The sequence below is a fragment of the Enterobacter sp. GER_MD16_1505_Eko_090 genome, assembly GCF_003331015.1.
Taxonomy (GTDB): Bacteria; Pseudomonadota; Gammaproteobacteria; order Enterobacterales; family Enterobacteriaceae; genus Enterobacter; species Enterobacter roggenkampii.
The window spans coordinates 87,206-113,263 of the sequence record NZ_PUQF01000008.1 but is presented as its reverse complement, the minus strand read 5'-3'; the positions used below and the strand labels follow the sequence as shown (position 1 = coordinate 113,263).

At 59.7% G+C, this 26,058-nt stretch carries 21 protein-coding genes; 13 read left to right on the top strand and 8 right to left on the bottom strand.

All coding sequences use genetic code 11. The features are described from left to right. Window positions 1–3 precede the first annotated feature (3 nt). The 9 genes from iolD (at window position 4) to iolB (ending at window position 11,618) form a co-directional block, all read left to right on the top strand. Window positions 4–1,929, top strand: a complete 1,926-nt coding sequence (iolD, locus tag C6A40_RS11195) for a 3D-(3,5/4)-trihydroxycyclohexane-1,2-dione acylhydrolase (decyclizing) (RefSeq protein WP_045335316.1) — start codon at window positions 4–6, stop codon at window positions 1,927–1,929. A 304-nt stretch (window positions 1,930–2,233) separates the two neighbouring features. Next, window positions 2,234–3,220: an inositol 2-dehydrogenase gene (gene iolG, locus C6A40_RS11190; protein ID WP_023294280.1), complete on the top strand. Its 987-nt coding sequence runs from the start codon at window positions 2,234–2,236 to the stop codon at window positions 3,218–3,220. 31 nt (window positions 3,221–3,251) lie between these two features. Then, on the top strand, window positions 3,252–4,181 hold the full coding sequence (locus tag C6A40_RS11185) for a sugar ABC transporter substrate-binding protein (RefSeq protein ID WP_008502118.1): 930 nt from the start codon (window positions 3,252–3,254) through the stop codon (window positions 4,179–4,181). A gap of 54 nt (window positions 4,182–4,235) precedes the next feature. Continuing rightward, on the top strand, window positions 4,236–5,783 hold the full coding sequence (locus C6A40_RS11180) for a sugar ABC transporter ATP-binding protein (RefSeq protein ID WP_021241823.1): 1,548 nt from the start codon (window positions 4,236–4,238) through the stop codon (window positions 5,781–5,783). Window positions 5,784–5,794: 11 nt separating this feature from the next. Then, window positions 5,795–6,823, top strand: a complete 1,029-nt coding sequence (locus tag C6A40_RS11175; protein WP_114191282.1) for an ABC transporter permease — start codon at window positions 5,795–5,797, stop codon at window positions 6,821–6,823. Window positions 6,824–6,831: 8 nt separating this feature from the next. Beyond that, window positions 6,832–7,965: a Gfo/Idh/MocA family protein gene (locus C6A40_RS11170; protein ID WP_045335314.1), complete on the top strand. Its 1,134-nt coding sequence runs from the start codon at window positions 6,832–6,834 to the stop codon at window positions 7,963–7,965. Window positions 7,966–7,977: 12 nt separating this feature from the next. After that, the gene (locus tag C6A40_RS11165) at window positions 7,978–9,882 is read left to right on the top strand and encodes a bifunctional 5-dehydro-2-deoxygluconokinase/5-dehydro-2-deoxyphosphogluconate aldolase (RefSeq protein ID WP_045335312.1); all 1,905 of its coding nucleotides are present in this window, start codon (window positions 7,978–7,980) and stop codon (window positions 9,880–9,882) included. An 11-nt stretch (window positions 9,883–9,893) separates the two neighbouring features. Beyond that, on the top strand, window positions 9,894–10,784 hold the full coding sequence (gene iolE / locus C6A40_RS11160) for a myo-inosose-2 dehydratase (RefSeq protein WP_021241820.1): 891 nt from the start codon (window positions 9,894–9,896) through the stop codon (window positions 10,782–10,784). Between the two features lie 9 nt (window positions 10,785–10,793). Then, window positions 10,794–11,618, top strand: coding sequence for a 5-deoxy-glucuronate isomerase (gene iolB / locus C6A40_RS11155; RefSeq protein ID WP_044597829.1), 825 nt, complete (start codon window positions 10,794–10,796; stop codon window positions 11,616–11,618). A 54-nt stretch (window positions 11,619–11,672) separates the two neighbouring features. On the opposite strand, the gene C6A40_RS11150 is transcribed toward iolB, so the two are convergent. From C6A40_RS11150 to C6A40_RS11140, 3 genes are read right to left on the bottom strand one after another with little or no spacing between them, the layout of a single operon-like run. Continuing rightward, on the bottom strand, window positions 11,673–12,413 hold the full coding sequence (locus C6A40_RS11150) for an alpha/beta fold hydrolase (RefSeq protein WP_045335310.1): 741 nt from the start codon (window positions 12,411–12,413) through the stop codon (window positions 11,673–11,675). An 11-nt stretch (window positions 12,414–12,424) separates the two neighbouring features. Then, window positions 12,425–12,892 carry a DUF6130 family protein gene (locus tag C6A40_RS11145; RefSeq protein ID WP_023325851.1) on the bottom strand — a complete coding sequence of 156 codons (468 nt, stop codon included), beginning with the start codon at window positions 12,890–12,892 and terminating at the stop codon, window positions 12,425–12,427. 49 nt (window positions 12,893–12,941) lie between these two features. Then, window positions 12,942–14,171, bottom strand: coding sequence for an MFS transporter (locus C6A40_RS11140; RefSeq protein ID WP_045335307.1), 1,230 nt, complete (start codon window positions 14,169–14,171; stop codon window positions 12,942–12,944). Window positions 14,172–14,268: 97 nt separating this feature from the next. Here C6A40_RS11140 and C6A40_RS11135 point away from each other — a divergent pair, with 97 nt between their 5' ends. After that, window positions 14,269–15,159, top strand: a complete 891-nt coding sequence (locus C6A40_RS11135) for a LysR family transcriptional regulator (protein WP_023344657.1) — start codon at window positions 14,269–14,271, stop codon at window positions 15,157–15,159. On the opposite strand, the gene C6A40_RS11130 is transcribed toward C6A40_RS11135, so the two are convergent. Beyond that, the gene (locus tag C6A40_RS11130; RefSeq protein WP_052686627.1) at window positions 15,156–15,344 is read right to left on the bottom strand and encodes a YfgG family protein; all 189 of its coding nucleotides are present in this window, start codon (window positions 15,342–15,344) and stop codon (window positions 15,156–15,158) included. The two genes, C6A40_RS11135 and C6A40_RS11130, sit on opposite strands and share 4 nt — an antisense overlap. Window positions 15,345–15,696: 352 nt before the next feature. Between C6A40_RS11130 and C6A40_RS11125 the strand changes: the two genes are divergently transcribed. After that, window positions 15,697–17,937 carry an EAL domain-containing protein gene (locus C6A40_RS11125; RefSeq protein WP_045335353.1) on the top strand — a complete coding sequence of 747 codons (2,241 nt, stop codon included), beginning with the start codon at window positions 15,697–15,699 and terminating at the stop codon, window positions 17,935–17,937. A 4-nt stretch (window positions 17,938–17,941) separates the two neighbouring features. Here C6A40_RS11125 and ppx read toward each other — a convergent pair whose 3' ends face one another. The 4 genes from ppx to purM all read right to left on the bottom strand — a co-directional run bounded on the left by ppx (window position 17,942) and on the right by purM (window position 23,424). Then, on the bottom strand, window positions 17,942–19,480 hold the full coding sequence (gene ppx / locus C6A40_RS11120; protein ID WP_008501646.1) for an exopolyphosphatase: 1,539 nt from the start codon (window positions 19,478–19,480) through the stop codon (window positions 17,942–17,944). Between the two features lie 3 nt (window positions 19,481–19,483). Beyond that, a complete protein-coding gene (gene ppk1, locus C6A40_RS11115; protein WP_008501645.1) occupies window positions 19,484–21,544 on the bottom strand; it encodes a polyphosphate kinase 1 in 2,061 nt (686 codons plus the stop codon). A gap of 204 nt (window positions 21,545–21,748) precedes the next feature. Beyond that, window positions 21,749–22,390, bottom strand: a complete 642-nt coding sequence (purN, locus tag C6A40_RS11110) for a phosphoribosylglycinamide formyltransferase (protein ID WP_021241814.1) — start codon at window positions 22,388–22,390, stop codon at window positions 21,749–21,751. Further along, entirely contained in the window at window positions 22,387–23,424 is a 1,038-nt protein-coding gene (purM, locus tag C6A40_RS11105; RefSeq protein ID WP_008501643.1) for a phosphoribosylformylglycinamidine cyclo-ligase, read from the bottom strand. Before purM ends, purN begins: the two co-directional genes overlap by 4 nt. A 266-nt stretch (window positions 23,425–23,690) precedes the next feature. Between purM and C6A40_RS11100 the strand changes: the two genes are divergently transcribed. Beyond that, window positions 23,691–25,121, top strand: coding sequence for a 6-phospho-beta-glucosidase (locus tag C6A40_RS11100; protein ID WP_008501642.1), 1,431 nt, complete (start codon window positions 23,691–23,693; stop codon window positions 25,119–25,121). A 224-nt stretch (window positions 25,122–25,345) separates the two neighbouring features. Next, window positions 25,346–25,972 carry a uracil phosphoribosyltransferase gene (upp, locus tag C6A40_RS11095; protein ID WP_008501641.1) on the top strand — a complete coding sequence of 209 codons (627 nt, stop codon included), beginning with the start codon at window positions 25,346–25,348 and terminating at the stop codon, window positions 25,970–25,972. The last annotated feature ends 86 nt before the right edge of the window (window positions 25,973–26,058 follow it).

Genomic DNA, 26,058 nt, shown 5'->3' with positions numbered 1-26,058 from the left:
GTTATGCAAACCGAACGTATGACCATGGCCCAGGCGCTGGTCCGGTTCCTGAATCAACAGTACGTAAGCGTGGATGGCAACGAAACGCCCTTCGTGGAGGGCGTCGCCACCATCTTTGGGCACGGCAACGTGCTGGGTATCGGCCAGGCGCTGGAGCAGGATCCGGGCCATCTGCAGGTGATGCAGGGCTGCAACGAGCAGGGCATTGCCCATATGGCGACGGGATTTGCCAAACAGCACCGTCGTCAGCGCATCTTTGCCGTCACCTCCTCCGTCGGGCCGGGCGCCGCCAATATGGTCACGGCCGCGGCAACCGCCACGGCGAACCGTATTCCGCTGCTGCTGCTCCCGGGCGATATCTACGCCAGCCGCCAGCCGGACCCGGTGCTGCAGCAGATTGAGCAGTATCACGACCTCAGCATCAGCACCAACGACTGTTTCCGTCCGGTCTCCCGCTACTGGGATCGCATTAACCGCCCCGAGCAGCTGATGAGCGCGATGCTCAGCGCGATGCGAACGCTTACTGACCCGGCAGATACCGGTGCGGTGACGATTTGCCTCCCGCAGGACGTGCAGGGGGAAGCGTGGGATTACCCGCTGAGCTTCTTCGCGCGTCGCGTGCACCACATCGAGCGTCGTCCGCCCGATCCGCAGCGTCTGGCGCAGGCGCGGGCGCTGATCGCCCGCAAGCGTCGCCCGCTGGTGGTGTGCGGCGGCGGCGTGCGCTATTCCGGCGCGCATGAGGCGTTTCGCGACTTTGTCGAGACGCTGCAGCTGCCGTTTGCCGAAACCCAGGCCGGAAAGGGGGCGCTGGTAAGTGACCACCCACTTAACCTCGGTGGCGTAGGGGTGACGGGCGGGATGGCGGCCAACCAGCTCGCGCCGCAGGCCGACCTGGTGATCGGCATCGGCACGCGCCTGACCGACTTTACCACCGGCTCCAAGGCGCTCTTTTCCCATCCGGACGTGGAATTCCTGCTGCTGAACGTGGCCGAGTTTGACGCCCTGAAGCTGGACGCCACGGCGCTGATTGCCGACGCTCAAACCGGGCTCGAGGCATTGACCCACGCGCTTGGTGATTACCGCAGCGGCTGGGGAGAGGCGATCGCTGAGGCGAAATCCGCCTGGCGCGACGAGTGCCGTCGCCTGTGGGATCGCCAGTGGCGTCCTGACGACGCGCCCGAAGTGGCGGGGCACCTGGACGCGCAGCTTGCGGAATACGGCGAGGCGCTCAATACCCGCCTGACCCAGACGCGGGTGCTGGGGCTCATCAACCAGCATATTGAAGATAACGCCATCGTGGTGGGCGCGGCCGGTTCGCTACCGGGCGATTTACAGCGCCTCTGGCAGGTCAAAACGCCGGACAGCTATCACCTGGAGTACGGCTACTCCTGCATGGGGTACGAGATTGCGGCGGCCATCGGCGCGAAGCTCGCCAGACCCGGGCTGCCGGTGTACGCCATGGTGGGAGATGGCTCCTACATGATGCTGCACTCCGAGCTGCAAACCGCCGTGCAGGAGGGTATTAAGGTCACCGTTCTGCTGTTTGATAACGCCAGCTTCGGCTGCATTAACAACCTGCAGATGGGGCACGGCATGGGCAGCTTTGGCACGGAAAACCGCCATCGCAACCCGGAAACCGGACGGCTTGACGGGCCGCTGGTGAAGGTCGATTTTGCGCAAAATGCGGAAAGCTACGGCTGCCGCGCGTGGCGGGTAAACGATGAGCAAAGCCTGCTGGCGGCGCTGGAGGCGGCCCGCGCCCATCCTGGCCCGACGCTGCTGGACATCAAGGTGCTGCCGAAGACCATGACCCACGACTACGCCTCCTGGTGGCGAACCGGTGATGCGCAGGTGGCAGAGTCGTCTGCCGTGCGTGAGGCCGCGGAGCAAACGCAGTCGCAGGTGAAAAAAGCCCGTCAGTATTGAGTTTTCCCGAAGTAACGAAATTTTCATTTCATTTTTGTTTTCCCCTCATCCTAACCCTCTCCCTCAGGGAGAGGGGACGGCTCGTTGTGGTTTTTTACTCCCTCTGCCTGAGGGAGAGGGCCGGGGTGAGGGGAGTTGCCGCACGTTCACCTGTGTTGTGAGATTGATAACAAAATTTATCTCATTCATCTCAAAAGTGTTAACCCGCACTCAAAAACATAATTTTCACTATTTATAAAAATGAAATAAATGTTTTATTTATAGGGTCGTTAGTTCACAGCATTCACCAACACCGGGAGCCGTTATGTTTAACATTGCTTTACTGGGCGCTGGCCGAATTGGCCAGGTACATGCAGCTAACATCGCCAGCCACGGCGCGACCACGCTCTGGTCCGTGGTTGACCCGAATCAGGAATTTGCCACCCGCCTCGCCACGCAGTATCAGGCCCGCCAGCAGAGTCTGGATGAAGCGATGACCGACCCTAACGTTCACGCCGTGCTGATCGCCTCCGCGACCGATACCCACGCGGATCTGATTGAAATGGCCGCCCGCCACGGCAAGGCCATCTTCTGCGAAAAGCCGGTACACCTCGACCTCGCCCGCGTGCGCGACTGCCTGAAGGTGGTCAAAGAGTACGACGTGCCGCTGTTCATCGGCTTTAACCGCCGCTTTGACCCGCAGTTCCGCCGCGTGAAAACCGACGCGCAGGCCGGGCGCATCGGCAAGCCGGAATCGCTGCTCATCATCTCCCGCGATCCGTCTCCGCCGCCCGCGGAGTACGTGCGCGTCTCCGGCGGCATGTTCCGCGATATGACCATTCATGACTTTGACATGGCGCGCTTCATCATGGGCGAAGAGCCGGTGTCGGTGTATGCCCAGGGCAGCAACCTGGTGGATCCGGCGATTGGCGAGGCAGGCGACATCGATACCGCGTTTATCGTCCTGAAATACGCTTCCGGCGCGATGGCGACCATCGTCAACAGCCGCCGCTCCTCTTACGGCTACGACCAGCGCCTGGAACTGCACGGCTCCGAAGGGCTGCTGTGCGCGGGCAACATTCTGGAAAACCAGGTGCAGCACTACGGCAAACAGGGCTGCACCAGCGCGCTGCCGGAACACTTCTTCCTGCAGCGCTACAAATCCGCTTACGCCGCGGAATGGGAACACTTTGTTGCGGTCCTGCGCGGCGAAGCGGTGCCTGACTGCAGCGGCGATGATGGTGAACGTGCGCTGTACCTCGCGGATAAAGCGCTGGAGTCACTGCGCAGCCAGCGCGAGATCGTCCTCTAAACACAACCACCCTACACAGAGAGACATAATAATGAAAAAACTGATCGTAGCCGCCCTCATCGCCATGACGTCCGGGGCCGCCCTCGCCGAAAACGAGCAAATTGTGTTCAGTACGCCAAACCTGGCCATGCCGTTTGAAGTTCACATGCAGCGCACGGCGGTAAAAGCCGCAAAAGAGATGGGCGTGAAGCTTCAGGTGCTGGACGGGCAGGGCAGTTCACCGAAGCAGGTGGCTGACCTGGAAAACGCCATCACCCGCGGGGCGCAGGGCTTTATCGTCTCCCCGAACGACGTGAACGCGGTCTCCAGCGCGGTGGATGAAATTCAGGATGCGAAGCTGCCGGTGGTCACCCTTGACCGCTCCGTCGACAGCCAGAAAAAAGTGCCGCACTTTGGCGCCAACAACTACAAGGGCGGCCAGGCGATTGGCGATTTTGTGAAAACCAAATTCCCCGACGGGGCGGAAATCATTCTGCTGACCGGCCAGCCGGGCTCCTCCTCCAACATCGAACGCACCAAAGGGATCCGCGACAGCCTGAAGGCGGGCGGGGATAAGTACAAGATTGTTGCCGATCAGACAGGCAACTGGATGCGTTCTGAAGGGATGCGCATCGTGGAAAGCGTGCTGCCCTCGCTGCCGAAACGCCCGCAGGTGATCCTCTCCGCCAACGACGATATGGCGCTGGGGGCGATCGAAGCCCTGCAGAGCCAGGGCGTGAAGCCGGGCGAAATTCTGGTCACCGGCTTTGACGCGGTACCGGAAGCGCTGGCCCGCGTGCGCGACGGCTGGCTGGCGGTAACGGCGGACCAGCGTCCGGGCTTTGCGGTGCAGACGGCGATGAGCCAGCTGGTGGCCAACGTGCGCGAGAAGAAGGCCATCACCGGGGCCGACTATCCGCCGACGCTGATCACCAAAGAGAACCTGCAGCAGGCTGAGCGTATCGGTGAGGCCGGTAACTGATTTATCCGCAGCCGTCGCTGGCGCGGCGGCTCACTCTAAAGGAGGAGCAGACCGATGTCGCAACCCTTACTGAAAGTGACCGACCTGGCAAAAAGCTTTTCCGGCGTCTGGGCGCTAAGCAGCGCCCAGCTGACCGTCGGCGCGGGCGAGATCCACGCCCTGCTGGGGGAGAACGGGGCGGGTAAATCCACGCTGCTGAAGGCGCTCGCGGGGGCGCAGCCGCAAACCCGCGGGGAGATCTGGTTCAACGGCGAAACGCTGCCGGTGGACGACTCCCCGGTGGAGCGCCAGAACAAGGGCATTATCACCATCTATCAGGAATTCAACCTGCTGCCCAACATGACCGTCGCGGAAAACATGTTTCTCGGGCGCGAGCCGCGTAAACGTAACCTGATCGTCGACGAAAAGGCGGTCAATCAGGAGGCGCAGGTCATTCTCGACTATCTGCAGCTGAACGTTGCGCCGACCACGCCGGTCGCCCGTCTGAGCGTGGCCCAGCAGCAGATGGTGGAGATCGCCCGGGCGCTGACCCTCAACGCCAGGCTAATCATTATGGACGAACCTTCCGCCGCGCTGAGCGACAGTGAGGTGGAAAGCCTGCACCGCGTGGTGCGCGAGCTTAAAAACCGTGGCGTGAGCATTATCTATGTCACCCACCGCCTGCACGAGGTTTTCCAGCTCTGCGACCGCTTCACCGTTTTCCAGGACGGCCGTTTCACCGGCACCGGCGCGGTGGCTGAAACGAACGTAGAGCAGCTGATCCGCCTGATGGTCGGGCGCGACGTGGCGTTTAACCGCCGTCCCGCCAGCGAAACCCACCATGAGGATAAACCCGTCCGCCTGGCCGTGAAGGGGCTGAGCCGCGAAAAGCCGCCGCTGGATCCGCACGGCATCGCCCTGCACGACATCAGCTTCCACGTCCACGCCGGGGAGGTCTTAGGCATTGCCGGACTGGTGGGCGCCGGGCGCACCGAGGTGGCCCGCTGCCTCTTTGGCGCGGACGCGTTTACCTCGGGCAGCTTTGAGCTGGACGGCGTGCCCTACCAGCCGCGTGACCCGCTGTATGCCCTTGACCAGGGCGTGGCGCTGGTGCCGGAAGACCGCAAAAAAGAGGGGGCGGTGCTGGGGCTGTCGATTCGCGACAACCTGTCGCTCTCGTGCCTCTCCTCGCTGCTGCAGTGGCGCTGGTTCGTGAACACCCGCAAAGAGGACGATCTGATCGAGTCCTACCGCAAGGCGCTGCAGATCAAAATGGTCAACAGCGCGCAGGAGGTGCGCAAGCTCTCCGGTGGTAACCAGCAGAAGGTGATCCTCGCGCGCTGCATGGCGCTCAACCCGCGGGTGCTGATCGTCGACGAGCCGACGCGCGGCATCGACGTGGGGACCAAATCGGAAGTGCACCAGGTGCTGTTTGACATGGCAAAAAAGGGCGTGGCGGTGATCGTGATCTCCTCCGATCTGCCTGAAGTGATGGCGGTGTCAGACCGGATCATCACCCTGAGCGAAGGGCGAGTGACCGGCGAGATCCACGGTGACGACGCTAACGAAGAACGGCTGATGACGATGATGGCCATCAACCACAACGCCCTGAACGCGGCATAACGGAGTTTCTCATGACGCAGATGATTTCTAAAACGCAGGCCCCGGTCAAACGCGCCGGACGCATCGATCCCATCGCCTTCTTCGAGCGCTTCGGGGTGCTGATTTTCATGATCCTGCTGCTGATCTTCTTCCAGTCGCAGAACAGCAACTTTTTCTCTGAACGCAATATTTTCAACATCCTGACCGAAGTCTCCATCTACGGGATCATGGCCGTGGGGATGACCTTCGTCATCCTGACCGCCGGGATTGACCTCTCCGTGGGCTCCATTCTGGCGGTGTGCGCTATGACCGCGGCGTACGTGATTAAGGGCGACAACTTCACCACCGTCGACCCGAACGCCTGGGGCGGCATGAGCTGGCTGATTGGGCTGGGGATTTGTCTGGCGATGGGGACGGCGATTGGCTTCCTGCACGGTCTGGGCGTGACCCGCCTGCGCCTGCCGCCGTTCATCGTCACCCTCGGCGGGATGACCATCTGGCGCGGCCTGACGCTGGTGATCAACGACGGCGCGCCGATCGCCGGTTTCGATCAGGGCTACCGCTGGTGGGGGCGCGGGGAGCTGCTCGGCATCTCCATTCCGATCTGGATCTTCGCCATCGTCGCCCTCGGCGGCTATCTGGCGCTGCATAAAACCCGCTGGGGCCGCTTCGTTTACGCCATCGGCGGCAACCCGGAGGCGGCGCGCCTGGCGGGGGTGAACGTCAAGCACGTGCTGGTCAGCGTCTACGTGCTGATTGGCTGCCTGGCGGGGCTGGCGGGCTTCATTCTGAGCGCGCGTCTGGGGAGCGCCGAGGCGGTGGCCGGGATCTCCTTTGAGCTGCGCGTCATCGCCTCGGTGGTGATTGGCGGCACCTCGCTGATGGGCGGCTACGGGCGCATCGGCGGCACCATTATCGGTTCCATCATCATGGGTATTCTGATTAACGGCCTGGTGCTGATGAACGTCTCGGCCTACTACCAGCAGATTATCACCGGATTAATTATCGTTCTGGCGGTGGCGTTTGATACCTACGCCAAGAGCCGTCGCGGCGCACTGTGAGGATCACGATGAAAGAGGTTCGTATTGGATTGATTGGCACCGGGTATATCGGCAAGGCGCACGCTATCGCCTATGCCCAGGCCCCGACGGTGTTCAACCTGCGCGGCAGGCTGGTGCGCGAGATGGTGGCGGAAGTCACGCCGGAGCTGGCGGCAGCGCGCGCGCAGGCGTTTGGCTTTAACCGCTCCACCGGCGACTGGCGGGCGCTGGTGGCCGACCCGGCGATTGACGTGGTGGATATTTGCTCACCCAATCACCTGCATAAAGAGATGGCGCTGGAGGCGATCCGCCACGGCAAGCACGTCTACTCGGAGAAGCCGCTGGCGCTGAACGCCCATGACGCGCGCGAGATGGTCGACGCCGCGAAGCGGGCCGGGGTGAAAACGCTGGTGGGGTTCAACTACATGAAGAACCCGACGGCGCAGCTGGCGAAGGAGATTATTGCCCGCGGCGAGATTGGCGAGGTGATCCACTTCTACGGCACCCACAACGAAGACTATATGGCCGACCCGCTGTCGCCCATTCACTGGCACTGCTTCAAAGAGACCGCCGGGCTGGGGGCGCTGGGCGACCTCGCGGCGCATATCGTCAACATGGCCCAGTACCTGGTGGGGGATATCGAGCAGGTCTGCGGTGACCTAAAGATTGTGGTCCCGGCACGTCCGGCCAAGGCCGGATCGTCAGACATGATTGCCGTCGAAAACGAGGATCAGGCCCACGCGATGGTGCGCTTCGCGGGCGGGGCGCAGGGCGTGATTGAAACCTCCCGCGTCGCCTGCGGCCGCAAGATGGGGCTGTCGTACGTCATCACCGGGACGAAAGGCGCCATCAGCTTTACCCAGGAGCGCATGGCGGAGCTGAAGCTCTATCTGCATGACGATCCGGTAAACCGTCAGGGGTTTCGCACCCTGCTCGTCGGCCCGGCACACCCGGACTACGCCGCGTTCTGCATGGGCGCAGGCCATGGGATTGGCTTTAACGATCAAAAAACGGTGGAGGTGCGCGACCTGGTGGACGGGATTGCCGCCGACGCGCCGATGTGGCCGGACTTCGAAGAGGGCTGGAAGGTGTCGCGCGTGCTGGACGCGATCGCGCTCTCGCACCGGGAAGGCCGCTGGCTGAACGTGAACGACATTGTCTGATGAGGTATCAACGTGGAAAAGCAGTTTGATGTGATATGCATGGGCCGCGTGGCGGTAGACCTCTACAGTCAGCAGATTGGTGCCCGTCTGGAGGATGTGTCGAGCTTCGCCAAATACCTCGGCGGCTCGTCCGGCAACGTGGCGTACGGCACCGCGCGCCAGGGCCTGCGCTCGTCGATGCTGGCGCGCGTGGGCGACGAGCATATGGGCCGCTTCCTGCGCGAAGAGCTCAGCCAGGTGGGCTGCGATACCAGCCATCTGATTACCGATAAAGACCGCCTCACGGCGCTGGTGCTACTCGGCATTAAAGACCGGGACACCTTTCCTCTGATTTTTTATCGCGATAACTGCGCGGATATGGGCATTACGGCCAGCGATGTGGACGAAAGCTACATTGCCTCCGCACGGTGTCTTGCCATCACCGGGACTCACCTTTCTCATCCTCAGACCCGCGAGGCGGTGCTGACGGCGCTGGGCTATGCCCGCCGTCACGGCGTGCGCACGGTGCTGGACATCGACTACCGTCCGGTGCTGTGGGGGCTGACCTCCTTAGGCGACGGTGAAACGCGCTTTATCGCCGCGGATAAGGTTACTCGCGAGCTGCAGGAGGTGCTGCACCTCTTCGACGTCATTGTCGGCACCGAGGAGGAGTTCCATATCGCGGGCGGCAGCACGGAGACCCTGCAGGCGCTGGGGCAGGTGCGTGCGGTGAGCCAGGCCACGCTGGTCTGCAAGCGCGGTGCGCTCGGCTGCTCGGTCTATACCGACGCCATTCCGCCCCGGCTGGACGACGGCCTGACGGTGACCGGCGTGCGCGTGGAGGTGCTGAACGTCCTCGGGGCGGGGGACGCGTTTATGTCCGGCCTGCTGCGCGGCTACCTGAACGACGAGGGCTGGGAGCAGGCGTGCCGCTATGCCAACGCCTGCGGCGCGCTGGTGGTCTCGCGCCACGGCTGCGCCCCGGCGATGCCGAGCAAAATCGAGCTGGATGACTATCTCTCCCGCGCTGCGGATGTGCCGCGCCCGGATCTCGACCCGCGTCTGAACCATCTGCACCGGGTCACTACCCGCCGCCGCGAATGGCCGGAGCTGTGCGTGATGGCCTTCGACCACCGCAGCCAGCTTGAGGATATGGCGCTGCAGTGCGGGGCGTCGCTCAAACGTATTCCGGCGCTCAAGCAGCTGATCCTGCAGGCCAGCCGCGAGGCGGCGAGCCGCGCCGGGCTGGCAGGCAAAGCGGGCCTGCTGTGCGACGGCACCTTTGGACAGGACGCGCTCAACGCCATCACCGGCGAGGGGTGGTGGATTGGTCGCCCCATTGAGCTGCCTGGCTCGCGTCCGCTGGAGATGGAGCACGGCAACATCGGCACCCAGCTCATCAGCTGGCCGCAGGAGCACGTGGTGAAGTGCCTGGTCTTTTTCCATCCGGAAGATGCCCACGGCCTGCGCCTGGAGCAGGAGCAGAAAATCGCCGAGGTGTACCACGCCTGCTGCCAGTCCGGGCACGAGCTGCTGCTGGAGGTGATCCTGCCTGCGACCATGCCGCGCAGCGACGAGCTCTACCTGCGCGCCATCTCCCGCTTCTACAACCTCGGCATTTACCCCGACTGGTGGAAGCTGCCGCCGCTCTCAGCGGAGGGCTGGACGGCACTGAGCGAGATTATCGAACGCCGGGACCCGCACTGCCGCGGGGTGGTGATCCTCGGCCTGGATGCCCCGGCAGAACAGCTGCGCGCCGACTTCAGGGCCGCAGCAGGGCAGACGGTAGTAAAAGGCTTCGCCGTAGGGCGCACGCTGTTCGGCGATGCCTCCCGCGCGTGGCTGAAGCACGATATTGACGATGCGCAGCTGGTGGCGCGCATCCGGGACAACTACCTGCAGCTTATCGCCTGGTGGCGCGAGCGCGGACACGCATAATGGAGACGACAATGAGTGTACAACTGGGCATTAACCCGCTGACGTGGACGAACGACGATCTGCCTTCTCTCGGCGCAGAGACGCCGCTGGAGACCTGTCTGAGCGAAGGGAAAGAGGCCGGTTTCGCAGGGTTTGAACTGGGCAATAAATTCCCGCGCGAAGCGCGGCTGCTTGGCCCCATCCTGCAGCGCCATGACCTGCAGCTGGTCTCCGGCTGGTACTCCGGCCGACTGCTGGAGCGCAGCGTGGAGGAGGAGATCGCCGCCGTGCAGTCCCACCTGACGCTGCTGCGCGAGCTGGGGGCAAAGGTGCTGGTGTTTGCGGAAGTGAGCGGCTGCATTCACGGCGAGCAGCAGACGCCGGTGCATCTGCGCCCGCGTTTCCCGCAGGCACGCTGGAAGGAGTATGGCGAGAAGCTCACGGAATTTGCCCGCTACACCCAGCAGCAGGGGGTGCAGATTGCCTATCACCACCATATGGGGACGGTGATTGAGTCCGCTGACGACGTGGACAACCTGATGACCCACACCGGCGAAGAGGTTGGACTGCTGCTGGACACCGGTCACCTGACTTTTGCCGGGGCCGATCCGCTGGCGGTGGCGCAGCGCTGGGCGTCGCGTATCAACCACGTTCACTGCAAAGACGTGCGTGCCGACGTACTGGCGGATGTCAAAAACCGTAAAACCAGCTTCCTTGATGCGGTACTGAGCGGCGTGTTTACCGTGCCGGGCGACGGCTGCGTCGATTACCCGCCGATCATGCGGCTGCTGAAGGCGCAGGACTATCACGGCTGGCTGGTGGTGGAGGCGGAGCAGGACCCGGCGGTTGCCCATCCGCTGACCTACGCCCGTCTGGGGTATAACAACCTGAGCCGCCTGGCGCGCGACGCCGGACTGATTTGAGGAGGTGACATGTCACGTCTGTTATCACGCTGGCAACAGCCGAACGCGGAGGGGCGGACCCAGTCCGTCACGCCGGAACGCGCAGGGTGGGGATACGTCGGCTTTGAGGCGTATGAGCTGCAGGAGGGGCAGCAGCTGACGCTGCCCGCCGTCAGCGAAGAGCGTTGCCTGGTGCTGGTCGCCGGGCGCGCCTCCATCAGCACGCCTTCCGCGCAGTTTAACGACATCGGCGAGCGGATGAGCCCGTTCGAGCGCATCAAGCCGTGGGCGGTGTACGTTACCCCGCAGGAGACGGTGCAGGTGAAGGCGCTAACGAGGCTCGAGCTGGCGGTCTGCGCCGCCCCCGGCAAGGGCACGTATCCGACGCGGCTGATTGCGCCGCAGGATATCGACGCTGAAGCGCGCGGCAAGGGCCATAACCAGCGCTACGTGCACAACATTCTGCCGGAAGATAAGCCCGCGGACAGCCTGCTGGTAGTGGAAGTCTGGACTAACGAGGGCTGCACCAGCTCGTACCCGAGCCACAAGCACGACACGGATAACCCGCCCCGGGAGACTTACCTGGAGGAGACCTACTACCATCGCCTCAACCCGGAGCAGGGGTTCTGCATGCAGCGGGTTTACACCGACGACAGAGCGCTGGATGAGTGTATGGCGGTCTATAACCGTGACGTGGTCATGGTGCCGAAGGGATACCACCCGGTGGCGACGATGGCCGGGTATGACAGCTACTACCTCAACGTGATGGCCGGGCCGGTGCGCAAATGGATGTTCACCTGGGAAGAGGACCACGCGTGGATTAATCGGGATTATCCCGCGGATGGCGGGCACTGAGGCTGTTTTTTGCCGGGTGGCGCTGCGCTTACCCGGCCTACAATTTACAAAATACTATTTTGCTTCAATCGCCTGCTCAATCGTCCGGGCGATAGCCTCCGGCTGGCTCACCATCGACACGTGGCTCGCGGAGACCTCGGTGGTTTTCGCATGGATCGTCTTCGCCATCGCACGTTCAAGATCGGGGTTGATCATTCGGTCATTTTTGCTGACCACAAACCAGCTCGGCTTATCATGCCACGCCGCGTGGGTCACCTTTTCACCAAACGCATCGTCCTTAATTGGCCCCTGCGTGGCCGCGATTGCAGTTTGTTCCTCGGGCTTCACGTCCGGCGCGAAATCCTTCCTGACGGCGTCCGTTGGCAGATATAAATAGCCGTCCGCCGTTTTGGCGATGACCGCGCTGCCCGGCGGCGGGTAGCTTCCCGCGAGGTCCGCCGTCGACTGGCCGCCATCCGGCGCGAACGCCGCCACATACACCAGCGATTTCACCCGCGCATCGTTGCCCGCTTCGCTAATCACGGTGCCGCCCCAGGAGTGACCCACCAGCACGACATCCCCCTGGGCGCGGGCGATGGCCCGCTTTGTGGCCGCAACGTCATCGTTAAGCGACGTGAGCGGCAGCTGGACGGCAATGACCTCTGCGTGCTGTTTCTGCAACAGGGTAATCACCTTATTCCAGCTGCTGCCGTCGGCAAACGCGCCGTGCACCAGCACGACGCTGGTTTTGCTCTGCGCAAAGGCGCTGGCGGAAAGCGCCAGCAGGCCTGCCGTCAGTACAGTCAGTGCTTTCATCTTCAGACTCCTTAAAAATGGTGGACCGCCGCATGAGGCGGTACGGTGAATTCGATGGTTTTGTGGTCGAGCGGCTTGTGCGTCGGGTCGGCCAGAATAATCGTCACCTTGTGTTTACCGGCGGGGAGTCCCACCAGAATTACCGGCTCTCCGCTGGCGTCAGCCCAGTGCCACGGCGCGCCGTCCACCACCACGTGAATGTGCCCGATGCGCGGGGTGACCTTGAGCGCTTCAGGTCCGAATACCGGCTCGATGCGCAGGTTTTCGGCACGGTACTGGATAAACACCGCGCCTTTACTCAGCGGCCCGGAAAGCGGCGGATCGACGATCAGTTTTGCCGGCGGTTGCGGCTGCGCCAGCGGGGCAACGGCGGCGGGGCCGTTAACGTCCGCGGCGCTCAGGTTGTCCAGCGGCGTGGCCTGGGCATGTGTTACAGAGGCCAGAACGAGCAGGGGTAAAATTGCGTAACGACGAATCATGGTTCTCTCCTCATCGGTTCTGAATGACGACAGGGAAAGAAAACCATTTTTATGTATCGGAGATATTTGCCGGAGGGGGCGTTTTGTACCCGTTTGTCAGCGCGTCGCGCGGGATACAGTGCGATACAGTTTGCCTCCCGGGACGGCGCACGATCGCTATCGCCAGCCCGGCAATCACCAGCGTTAACCCCGTCGACATTCCCATTGCACCCGCGATCCCCAGCGTTTTGTTCAGCCACGCATAGGCAAACGGTGCGGCTGCGGCCATCAGCTGGCCCGGGATAAGCAGCATGCCCGTGCGGCGGGCATAGCTTTCCGCGCTAAACAGCTCCAGTGGCAGCGTGGCTTTTACTATGGTGACCAGTCCGTTGATGGCGCCGTAGCCCAGCACAAACCCGGCCGCGCACCAGACAAACAGGGCGCTGCTTATTCCCACAAGAAAACACAGCGGCATGGCAAGAGCGGTAAAAAGCGTAAGCTTGAAGGGGGTTAAGCGGCCACCTGCCAGCACCTCCAGCGAGCGTGCGCCCGTCTGGCCGATCCCCCACAGCATGCCGATGGCGACCGGCAGGCTAAAGTGGGCAATAAACTCCGGCAGATGGGTGGAGGTGCCGTTAGAGACAAAGGTGATAAGGGCGATGAAGGCCGCATAAAGCCAGGCGTTACGCCGCTCGTTGCGCAGGGGCGGCGCGATGGCCTTCGTGTTTTCCGTCAGCCGCTGCCGGGGAAGCGTGCGGATCAGCACTGCGCTCAGCAGGCCAAGCAGGGCATAAATGCGTAACGCGTCCTGCCAGCTCATGATGTGAAGCAGGCCATCGCCCAGCGGCCAGAAGACGGCGGAGGCCAGCCCGCCCGCCAGCGTGACGTGTGAGATCGTTCTTCGCGCCTGCTGCCCGTAGAGGTTGACCAGCGCGGCGAACAGCGCATCGTACAGCGACAGGCGCATCCCAGTGCCGGCGACAATCCAGGCGCCGTACCAGCCATAAAGCGTCCGGGTATACGCCATTTCTGCGCAGCTTGCGGCGATCAGCAGCGTTCCGACCATCACCACTTTTTGACCGCCAAAGCGTGCCAGCAGGCGGGCGACAAAAGGAGATACCGCCGCCATCACCAGCATCGCCAGCGTCAGGCCGAGGTAAATCTGCGGTGACGACCATCCCCGGTCGGCTGAAATGGCCCGCGCAAAGGTGCCGGGCATATAAAACGAGATCCCCCAGTTGATGAGTTGATTACACCCGGCGGTGAGGGCGAGGCGACGAGGAAGGGCAGAAGTTTCCATGAGTTTTCATTCCGTTATGCAGTTGTCCTGAGCATAACGGGCGCGGTATTGTGCTGGCAGGGCTGCAACCTTATGCACGGTATAAGAGAAACTTTGAATGACGACGCTTAATCTGGGCTATCTCGCCACCTTCCGCCTGGTTCACCAGCGCGGCAGCTTTTCAGCGGCAGCGGACGTTCTGGGCCTCTCCCAGCCCGCCGTCAGCCTGCAAATACGCCAGCTGGAGCAGTTTCTGCAAACGCGGCTGGTGGAGCGTACCGGGCGAGGGATTAAGGCGACGGCTGCCGGAGAAACCTTGCTGGCGCACGGGGAGCGTATTCAGCAGGTGGTGGATGACGCCATCCGGGCCGTGAATGCGTTTAGCCACGACGTGAGCGGCACCATTACCCTTGGCACGGGGGCGACGGCCTGCATTCATCTTCTGCCGCCGCTGCTGGAGCAGCTACGCCGCGACTATCCGCTCCTGAGCGTGGGAGTCACGACGGGCAACACCCTCGACATCGTCAGGGCCATTGAAGAGAACCGTCTCGATATGGGGCTGGTGACCCTGCCGGTGAGCGGCAGAGCGCTGGACGTCATGCCGGTGATGGACGAAGAGTTTGTCTTTATCGCCTCAAGGGAGCAGCAGGACGCTTTCAGGGAGTTAACCCCGGAGGCGCTCCATGCCCAGCCGCTGATCGCCTTTGAGACAGGCAGCGGGACCCGGGCGCTGATCGATGGCTGGTTTGCCGCCCATGGGGTAGCGATGGCGCCGGTGATGCAGCTTGGCAGCATCGAGGCGATCAAACGCATGGTTCGCGCGGGGCTGGGCTACAGCATCGTGCCGCGAATGGCGGTAGAACAGGATGCCGATCGCGAGGGGCTGTGCGTGATGTCGCTGACGCCCATGCTGCAGCGGCAGCTGGCGGTGGTGATGCGGCAGGATAAAATCCTCAGCAAAGGGATCGCGGCCCTTATTCGGCTCGTACAACATCCTTTGGGGGGTTAGCGGTCAGCGGTGTCGGCGGTCAGGCTGGATTGCTGTGATTGGGTTTTGTCCTGATGGTGGTACCAGGCGCCAATCGAAGAGTAAACGAAGCGGCCAAAGAAAAACAGGAAACTGATAAGCAGTATGATGCGGGTCATTCGGGTGTTAAATCGATGGCGTTTGCGCATACGCGTGACCTGACTCACTCTGTTTTTCCTGGATAAGCCCTCCCGGGCGATAAGGATATTAAGGCACAGCGGGAAGATGGGGTCAATTCTGTGATGTGTAAATAACCGTCAACGTTTGCATTAACTATTGTTATTGAAATTAATAATTGCATTTACCATATTGATAATATGAAGAAAATTATTTCACAAAATTCTTCTGCAAGGCTTATTTGCGTGAAATAGTTTGATTTAAGTCAACGGATTCCCGGCTCTGATATTTAAAATCCCTCCTCCACACTGTTCACTCTGCACGTCGCGGGGTGGCGCCAGGTCAGGTTGGATGCCTGTCTTTATCTTCCCTCTGGAGAAAAAGGGGTTTAACCGGGCATCTATGAAGATTTTCGCTTTTCTGAAAAACAATAAATACCGTTGGTGGGCATTGCCGCTACTATTACCGGTGGTTTTGCTTCCCGTGCTGAGCGTGGCAAATACGTTCACGCAGCTGGGGGACGGTATCGCGGCGCTTTATTATTTACCGCTCTCCTTTTTGCTCTCGCTGATGATGTTCTTTGGCCTGGAAGCCCTTCCCGGGATCGTGTTGTCGCTGTTTATCCGCTATTACCCGTCGGTCGGGATGTTCGAAACGGTTGCCGGGGTGCTCCATTTTATTGTCCCTTTAGTCCTCAGCTGGGGCGGCTACCGGGTGTTTGCGCCCAGACGCAATATGACGGCGTACGGCGACATCCGGCTGATGGCGCAGCGCATCTTCTGGCAGGTCATCTGCCCCGCGACGCTGTTTCTGGTGCTGTTTCAGTTTGCGGTGTATCTGGGCGTGTATGAGAGTCGCCAGAGCCTCGCGGGGTTGAACCCTCTTAACATTCGTACGCTCATTAACTACCAGGCGCTGCTGGTCAGCGGGCTGACGGGCGTGCCGTTGAGCTATCTGCTGATCCGCCTGATCCGTCATCCGCGCTATATCAAAAGTCTTCTCTCGCAGATCCGTTTCCAGATAGATAAAAAGGTGACGGCCGCGGAGTTTTTGCTTTGGGCGATTGCGCTTGGCGGGCTGCTGTCGCTGCTGCTGCTCCCGATAAATGAAAACAGCTCCATCTTCACCACTAACTATACCCTGTCGCTGCTGATGCCGGTGATGCTCTGGGGCGCGATGCGTTTTGGCTATAAGCTGATTTCGCTGATCTGGACCCCGATACTGCTGGTGTCCATTCACTATTTTTACCGCTATATCCCAGTGAACGCGGGGTACGATATTCAGCTGGCGATCACCTCTTCCAGTTACCTGGTCTTTTCGTTTGTGGTGATTTATATGTCGATGCTGGCGACCCGGCAGCGCGCGGTGAACAAACACGCCCGCAGGCTGGCACTGCTCGATCCGGTTGTCCATATGCCTAACCTGCGGGCGCTGTCGCGCGATCTGGCGAAGAATCCGTGGTCGGCGCTATGCCTGCTGCGCATTCCGGAGCTGGAAATTCTGGGCCGAAATTACGGCGTGCAGCTGCGTATTCAGTACAAACAGCAGCTGGCGCAGTGGGTTAACGCTACGCTCCAGCCCAATGAGCAGGTGTATCACCTCACCGGATATGACATGGCGGTGCGGCTCAACGCGGAATCGCACCAGCAGCGGATTGACGCCCTGGACGAGCATATCAAGCAGTTCCGCTTTGTCTGGGACGGCATGCCGCTGCAGCCGCAGGTTGGCGTAAGCTACTGCTATGTCCGGTCCCCGGTTAACCATCTTTATCTGGTGCTGGGGGAGCTGGCGGTGGTGGCCGATCTGTCACTCTCCTCTAATCACCCGGAAAATCTTCAGCAGCGCGGTGCCGTCCATTTGCAGCGCAGCCTGAAGGATAAAGTCGCGATGATGAGCCGCCTGCAGAAGGCGCTCGACAACGACGAATTCATCCTGCTGGTTCAACCCGTTCGCGGCCTGCGTGGCGATTGCTATCACGAAGTCCTGCTGCGGATGCCGGACACCAATGGGATACTGATCTCCCCCGATCAGTTCCTGCCCGTCGCGCAGGAGTTTGGTTTGTCCTCCCGGGTGGATCTGTGGGTGCTTGAGCATACGCTGCGCTTCCTGGCCGCGTATCGGGAAAGACTGCCCGGCCAGCGCTTTGCTATTAACCTGGCGCCTTCAACAGTGTGTCGGGTGCAGTTCCCGCTTGAGGTGAGCCGCGTGCTGGCGAAATACGCTATTGAGCCGTGGCAGCTGATCTTTGAAGTGACGGAGTGCAGCAACTTCTGCAACGCGGAGCAGGCGCTGCATATCCTCAGTCAGCTGCAGAAAATGGGGGTACGCATTGCGATTGATGATTTTGGTACCGGCTATGCAAGCTACGCGCGGCTAAAAAGCGTGGACGCGGATATTCTTAAAATCGACGGCGACTTCATCCGAAATATCGTCAACAACAGCCTGGATTATCAGATTGTGGCGTCTATCTGCCATCTGGCGCGCATGAAAAAGATGCTGGTGGTGGCGGAATATGTCGAGACCGAAGAGATACGTAGCGCGGTTCACGCGCTAGGTATCGATTATGTGCAGGGCTATCTGATTGGCAGACCGGCACCGCTTGAGTCACTGCTGGAAACAGAGGCGTCCTGCGCGGACGCCTGAACCGTTACGCGGCGACGTCGGCGCTCTCTTCCTCGATTTTGAGCAGCCAGCCGGTGACCGCTTCCCAGTACTGCTGCTCCTTTTCCAGGTCCAGCAGGACCAGCGCGTTCTGGCTGAACCAGTCGTGCGGGAAGCTCAGCGTCCAGTGATGGTCGTCGGTTTTCAGCTTCAGCGTGGGCGGCGTGGTGGTCGCCTGACGCTGGTTATTGAGCAGCACGCCCAGACGCAGGAGCTGAATCAGCGGCAGGAACTGCTTTTTCTTAAACAGCGTGAAGCGCGGCAGGTCGTCGAGCTTGATGGCTTTGCGGTGATAGCGCACCAGGGTCGCCATCATGGTTTGCTGCTCCTGGTTGAAGCCAGGCAGATCGCTGTTTTGCAAAATATAGGCCGAATGGCGGTGCATCCCGCTATGGTTGATATTCAGCCCCACCTCGTGCAGCATCGCGGCCCATTTCAGCAGCGCGGCAAGCTGCGGGTGCGCGAGCTTCGGATTCTGCTCTTCCCACTGTTCATACATCTGCACCGTGGTGTCCAGCACGCGCTTCGCCTGCTCGCGGTCGATGTTGTACTGGTTGGCCAGGCTTTGCGCGGTGCGGCTGCGAATATCCTGATGGCGGAAGCGGCCTTCCATTTCGTACAGCACGCCTTCGCGCAGCGCGCCGTCGGACAGGCGCAGCTCTTTAATGGCCAGCGCATCAAACACGCCGCAGAGAATGGCCAGCCCCGGCACGAAGACCGCCTTACGCTCGTCGGAAAGCCCCGGCAGGCTTAAGGCGTCAAAACTTTTATGCTTCAGCACTTCGTCGGTCAGCAGCGTCAGGCGTTCGGGCGTGATGAACCCATCTTTTTCACCCATTGCCAGCAGCACTTCATGCGCTGCCTTGATGGTGCCCGACGCGCCCAGCGCCACGTTCCAGCCCTGAATGCGGTACTGCCAGGCCAGGTTTTCCAGCTTCTGGACAGCCGCCATACGTGCACGCTGGAAGTTCTCGCGGGTGATGGTGCCGCCCGGGAAATACATCTGCGCGAAGCTGACGCAGCCCATACGGCGGCTTTCCACCAGGCGAGGCTCAAAGTCTTCGCCGATCACCAGCTCTGTAGAACCGCCGCCGATGTCGATCACCAGCTTGCGCCCTTTTTCCGGCTGGGTGTGCTCGACGCCCATGAAAATCAGACGCGCTTCCTCGTTACCGGAGATGATCTCAATCGGGTAGGGGATCACCTTTTCGGCCCGCTTGAGAAACTCTGGCGCATTCAGCGCCTGGCGCAGGGTGTGGGTGCCCACGATGCATACGCTGGAGGGCGAGAAGCCCTGCAGGCGTTCAGCAAACAGCGACAGGCAGTTTAACCCGCGCTCCATCGCCTCTTCGCTGAGCATGCTGCGTTCATCAAGGCCATCCGCCAGGTGTACGCGCTGCTTCAGACGACCGATGATCTGCAGCGCGCCATCCACCTCACGGGCGATGACCATGTGGAAACTGTTAGAGCCAAGATCGACCGCGGCGAATTCCTGCGGGCGTGGGGTCTTATCATTTATCGGCATAGGTTAATCGGGTTGCTCGAGTGATTTGATATAGTCGTAAATCGCCAGTTGCGACCGCACTTTACGGCGGTTGCCGCGCGGTACATAGCGGTTACTGAGTTCTTTGTCGATATAGCGCGCCTTCACCGTATCGCTGAACAGGATCTCGATAATGTCGAGAATACGCTGTTTCAGACGTGGATCCAGCAGCGGGGTTGCGACTTCAATTCGGTAGTCAATATTGCGCGTCATCCAGTCTGCCGAAGAGAGATAGACCTGTTTGTCGCCTGCATTATCGAAAATATAGACCCGATCGTGTTCCAGGTAACGGTCAACAATGCTGATCACCCGAATATTGTCGCTGATGCCTTCCAGTTCCGGGATCAGCGAGCACATGCCGCGGATCAGCAGGTTAACCGGTACGCCAGAGCTGGACGCGGCGTACAGCCTGTCCACCAGTCCTTTGTCGACCAGATTGTTAAGCTTCAGGGTGATGCCGGACGACAGCCCTTTCTGGGCATTGGCAATCTCTTTATCAATCATATCGTACAGCAGACGGCGCGAGTTCTGCGGCGAGACCAGCAGATAGTCGAAGCTGACAGGGCGGTACGGGTTCTCAATGAAGTTAAAGACCCGGCGTACCTCGTTGGTGATGCGCGCATCGGCGGTCAGCAGCGAGTAGTCGGTATAAATCCGCGCCGTTTTCTCGTTAAAGTTCCCGGTACCGATGTGGGCATAGCGCACCACGTCGTCGCCCTCTTTACGGGAGATCAGGAACAGCTTGGCGTGAATTTTCAGACCCGGCGCGGAGAAGATCACGTGCACGCCCGCTTCCGTCAGACGGCGCGCCCAGTGAATGTTCGCCTCTTCGTCGAAGCGCGCCTGCAGCTCAACCACCACGGTCACTTTTTTGCCGTTGTGCGCGGCGTGGATCATCGCATCGATGATGCGGGAATCTTTTGCCACGCGGTAGATGTTGATTTTGATCGCCAGCACGCTCGGGTCGAACGAGGCCTGTCGCAGCAGCTCCAGCACGTGTTCAAACGTGTGATACGGATAGTAGAGCAGAACATCGCGCTCGCGAATGGCGTCGAACCCGTTGCGGAATTTATCAAACCACAGATGGCGCAGGCGCGGCAGCGGCTTGTTCACCAGATTGGCCTTGCCGACGTTCGGGAAGCCAATGAAGTCTTTAAAGTTGTGGTAACGGCCGCCCGGCACGATGGAGTCATAGCGCGAAATGGTCAGCTTCTCGCGCAGCATTTCTACCATGGCGTCCGGCATATCGCGCTGATAAACAAAGCGCACCGGCTCAGCCGTCAGGCGTTGTTTCAGGCTGGAGGACATCAGCTCCATCAGGCTGGCCTCCATCTCGTGCACCAGGTCATATTCGGCGTCACGGGTCATCTTCATCGAGTAGGCGTTTAACGCATCGTAATCGAAGAAGCCTTTGAAAATGTCGTCGAGACAGTAGCGCAGGATGTTATCCAGCAGGATCATCGGCTTACGTCTGCGCGGGGTTTCCGGCGGCAGGTTCACGAAGCGCGGGACCTTGTCGGACGGGATCTCCAGCAGCGCGTAGCGAATGGATTCACCGCGAATAATTTCTACGGCCAGATAGGTGTAGTCATCTTTCAGGAACTGCACCAGGTCGGTTTCGCGGTTGATGAGAATCGGGGTAATGTGCTGGCGCAGGTACTGTTTAAAATAGTGGCGCAGCCAGTTTTGTTGGTTAACGGAAAGCTGACGTTCGTTAATCAGGAAGATTTGATTGCGCGCCATCTCCAGCAGCAGTTCGTTATACAGGCCGTCAAATTCCTGATCGGCTTTCAACACGCGGGACTGGATTTTGCCCAGCAGATGCCGCGAGTGAGAGTTTAAGCCCTGTTCTTCGCTGATGATGATCCGTCTTTTCAGCTCGGCAAAGCGAACCTTGTAGAACTCATCCAGGTTGTTGGAATAGATGCCCAAAAAACGCATGCGTTCGATCAGCGGGTTACTTTTGTCAGCCGCTTCCTGGAGTACACGTTCGTTAAATGCTAACCAGCTTAGCTCTTTCTCGATATATAACTTTTCCTGACCCATTACAGCTCACACTCCAGTTCAATCACAGGACGTGGTAAATCCGTCTCGTCCTTATTATGGCGAGCATTTCCACGATATGTCCAACAGTGCCAGAAAAGTATGACAGTTATTTTTTTTGTTGGGGAATTTAGAAGGTTGGAGAAGGGAATATCGGGTAATGCAAGGTAGATGTCGGGTAAGCGCGGCGCCACCCGACATAACAAACTACTCTTCCGCCGCATGGCCCTGCGGGGGTAACTTCACGCCATCCAGCCAGGCAGCGCCGTCGCGCATTTCGAGGCGCCCGTCGACAAACCAGCTTACCACCAGCGGGTAAATGGCGTGTTCCTGGGTCTGCACGCGTTCGGTCACGTCTTCTTCGCTGTCGCCGTCAAAGACCGGGACTTTGGCCTGCAGGATCACCGGACCGCCGTCCAGCTCGTCGGTCACGAAATGCACGGAGGTGCCGTGCTCCTCATCGCCGTTTTCCAGAACCTGACGATGGGTGTGCAGGCCGGGATATTTCGGCAGAAGAGAAGGGTGAATATTCAGCAGACGTCCGGCGTAGTGTGCGACAAAAGCCGGGCTCAGAATGCGCATATAGCCCGCCAGCACCACCACGTCCGGTGCGTAGGCATCAATCTCCTGCACCAGCTCGCGGTCAAAGGCTTCACGCCCGGCGAACTGGCTGGCTTCCAGCGCGTGCGCGGGAATGTTCGCTTCCCGCGCGCGCTCAAGGCCGAACGCGTCGGCCTTGTTGCTGAATACTGCCCGAATGGTGCCGTTGATTTTCTTCTGTTTGCAGGCGTCTATGATGGCCTGCAAATTGCTTCCGTTGCCGGAAATGAGCACCACGATGTTTTTCATTCAATGACCACACGCTGTTCGGAATCGGAGGCTTTAATCGTACCGATTTTCCACGCGTTTTCACCTTTTTCGGTCAGCAGTTTAACCGCTTTATCCGCTTCGCTTGCTGGCAGGGCGATAACCATACCCACGCCGCAGTTAAAGGTGCGGTACATTTCGTGAGAGCTCACGTTGCCTGCGGTCTGCAGCCAGTTAAACACGGCTGGCCACTGCCATGAGGATTCGTCGATTACGGCCTGGGTGTTGTCCGGCAGCACGCGCGGGATGTTCTCCCAGAAGCCGCCGCCGGTCAGGTGGGCGATAGCGTGCACGTCAACGTTCTCAATCAGTTCCAGCACGTTTTTCACGTAGATGCGGGTTGGCGCCAGCAGGTGGTCTGCCAGCGGTTTACCGTCAAGCTCGGTGGTCAGCGGGTCGCAGCCGCTCACTTCGAGGATTTTACGCACCAGGGAGTAGCCGTTGGAGTGTGGGCCGCTGGAAGCCAGCGCGATCAGCACATCGCCATCCGCCACTTTGCTGCCGTCGATAATTTCTGATTTTTCTACTACGCCGACGCAGAAGCCCGCGACGTCATAATCTTCGCCGTGATACATACCCGGCATTTCAGCGGTTTCGCCGCCGACCAGCGCACAGCCGGACTGCAGACAGCCTTCGGCGATACCGTTAATGACGCTGGCCGCGGTATCCACGTCCAGTTTGCCGGTCGCGTAGTAATCGAGGAAGAACAGCGGCTCTGCGCCCTGAACCACCAGGTCATTCACACACATCGCGACCAGATCGATACCGATCGTGTCGTGACGTTTTAAATCCATCGCCAGGCGCAGCTTGGTGCCTACACCGTCAGTACCCGAGACCAGAACAGGTTCACGATATTTTTGCGGCAGCGCGCACAGTGCGCCGAATCCACCCAGACCACCCATCACTTCCGGGCGGCGGGTTTTTTTCACCACACCTTTGATTCGGTCAACCAGCGCATTACCTGCGTCAATATCAACACCGGCATCTTTGTAGCTGAGAGAAGTTTTGTTGGTCACGGCTCAAGTCCCCACGCGATTGCATAGCTAGTAAGAAAAATCGGCGCAATTCTAACAGTCCAGGCAAACGTTTGCGAGCCTATTCTCGGTGCGGGGATCTTTTTTTCTCTCTGGCTTAGGCAGGGCGACAAACTTGACTCTGTTCACGAAAATGAAACCGGTTTCGGCGTTCTGCTTGCAACGGCTATCCCCTTTGCACATCATCGAACTGAAACCGGTTTCTGTAATTGTTTTTGCAGAAAATAACGCAGAATGAGGGAAAGCAAATGTCAGGATTTAAAGCAGATTTTCTGTGGGGGGGTGCCGTTGCGGCGCATCAGCTTGAGGGCGGCTGGAAAGAGGGCGGCAAGGGCGTTAGCGTTGCCGATGTGATGACGGCGGGCGCGCACGGCGTACCGCGCGAAATCACCAACGGCGTGCTTGAGGGGAAAAATTACCCTAACCATGAAGCCATCGATTTCTACCACCGCTATAAAGAAGACATCAAACTCTTTGCTGAGATGGGGTTCAAATGCTTCCGTACCTCCATCGCCTGGACGCGTATCTTCCCGAAAGGGGACGAGCTTGAGCCGAACGAGGCCGGTCTGAAATTCTATGACGATCTGTTCGACGAGTGCCTGAAGTACGGCATCGAACCGGTGATTACGCTTTCCCACTTTGAGATGCCTTTTCACCTGGTCACGGAATACGGCGGCTGGCGCAACCGTAAGCTGATCGACTTCTTTGTGCGTTTTGCGAAAGTGGTTTTCCAGCGCTATCAGCATAAAGTGAAGTACTGGATGACCTTTAACGAGATCAACAACCAGGCCAACTTCCATGAAGATTTTGCGCCGTTTACCAACTCCGGGCTGAAGTACGCGCCGGGTGAAGATCGTGAGCCGGTGATGTTCCAGGCCGCGCACTATGAACTGGTGGCCAGCGCCCTGGCGGTGAAGGCGGGGCGCGAGATTAACCCGTCCCTGCAGATCGGCTGCATGATTGCCATGTGCCCCATCTACCCGCTGACCTGCGCACCGGACGACATGATGATGGCGATGAACGCCATGCACCGCCGCTACTGGTTCACCGACGTCCATGTGCGCGGTAAGTATCCGCAGCATCTGCTCAACTACTTTGAACGTCGCGGCTTCGCGCTGGATATCACCGAAGAAGATAAAGTCGCGCTGACGCAGGGCTGCGTGGATTACATCGGGTTTAGCTATTATATGTCCTTCGCCACCAAGGCGACGGCGGACAACCCGCAGCTGGACTATGACGAGAGCAAGAGCCTGGTCTCTAACCCGTACGTGCAGAAATCTGACTGGGGCTGGCAGATTGACCCGGTGGGGCTGCGCTACTCCCTCAACTGGTTCTGGGATCACTACCAGCTGCCGCTGTTTATCGTTGAAAACGGCTTTGGCGCAATCGACGTGCAGGAGAGCGACGGCACGGTGAACGACCAGTACCGCATTGACTACCTGGCCGCCCACATCCGCGAGATGAAAAAAGCGGTGGTGGAAGATGGCGTAGACCTGATGGGTTACACCCCGTGGGGCTGTATCGACCTCGTATCTGCCGGTACCGGTGAAATGAAAAAACGCTACGGCTTTATCTTTGTCGATAAAGACAATGAAGGCAACGGCACGCTGAACCGCAGCAAGAAAAAGTCGTTCGACTGGTATAAGCAGGTGATTGCGAGCAACGGCGAGCAGCTATAATTGCCCGGTGGCGCTGCGCTTACCGGGCCTACGGGACGTGTAGGCCGGGTAAGCGTTAGCGCCACCCGGCAGAACCCGCACCCAAGCCGGAGTCTCGCCTCCGGTTTTTTTGTCTCTAAATCACTTTGCTTGATATACGTCAAGCAAGATGGGTATGGCCTAATCCGAAAAAAGCGGTATAATCCCGCGATTTTTTTGCGGATGCCATTCAGAGGAGAAAGAGAATGAAGATTGTGGAAGTGAAACACCCACTCGTTAAACACAAGTTGGGCCTGATGCGTGAGCATGACATCAGCACGAAGCGTTTTCGCGAACTGGCCTCTGAAGTCGGCAGCCTGCTGACTTACGAAGCGACCTCCGATCTGGAGACAGAAAAAGTCACCATCGAAGGCTGGAACGGCCCGGTGCAGGTTGAGCAGATCAAAGGTAAGAAAATTACCGTTGTGCCAATCCTGCGTGCCGGTCTCGGCATGATGGAAGGCGTGCTGGAGCATGTGCCAAGCGCGCGCATCAGCGTGGTGGGGATCTACCGTAACGAAGAAACCCTCGAGCCGGTTCCTTACTTCCAGAAGCTGGTGTCCAACATCGACGAGCGTATGGCGCTGGTGGTTGACCCGATGCTGGCAACCGGCGGTTCAATGATTGCCACTATCGACCTGCTGAAAAAAGCGGGCTGCAGCAGCATTAAAGTGCTGGTGCTGGTTGCGGCACCGGAAGGGATCGCGGCACTGGAAAAAGCGCACCCGGACGTTGAGCTGTATACCGCCTCTATCGACCAGGGCCTGAACGAGCACGGGTACATCATCCCGGGGCTCGGCGATGCCGGCGATAAGATCTTTGGTACGAAATAATCGAATAACGATAAATAAGCCGACTTTGATAGTCGGCTTTTTTTTGAATAAAACACCAACAACGATACTACTCAGAGGAAAACACT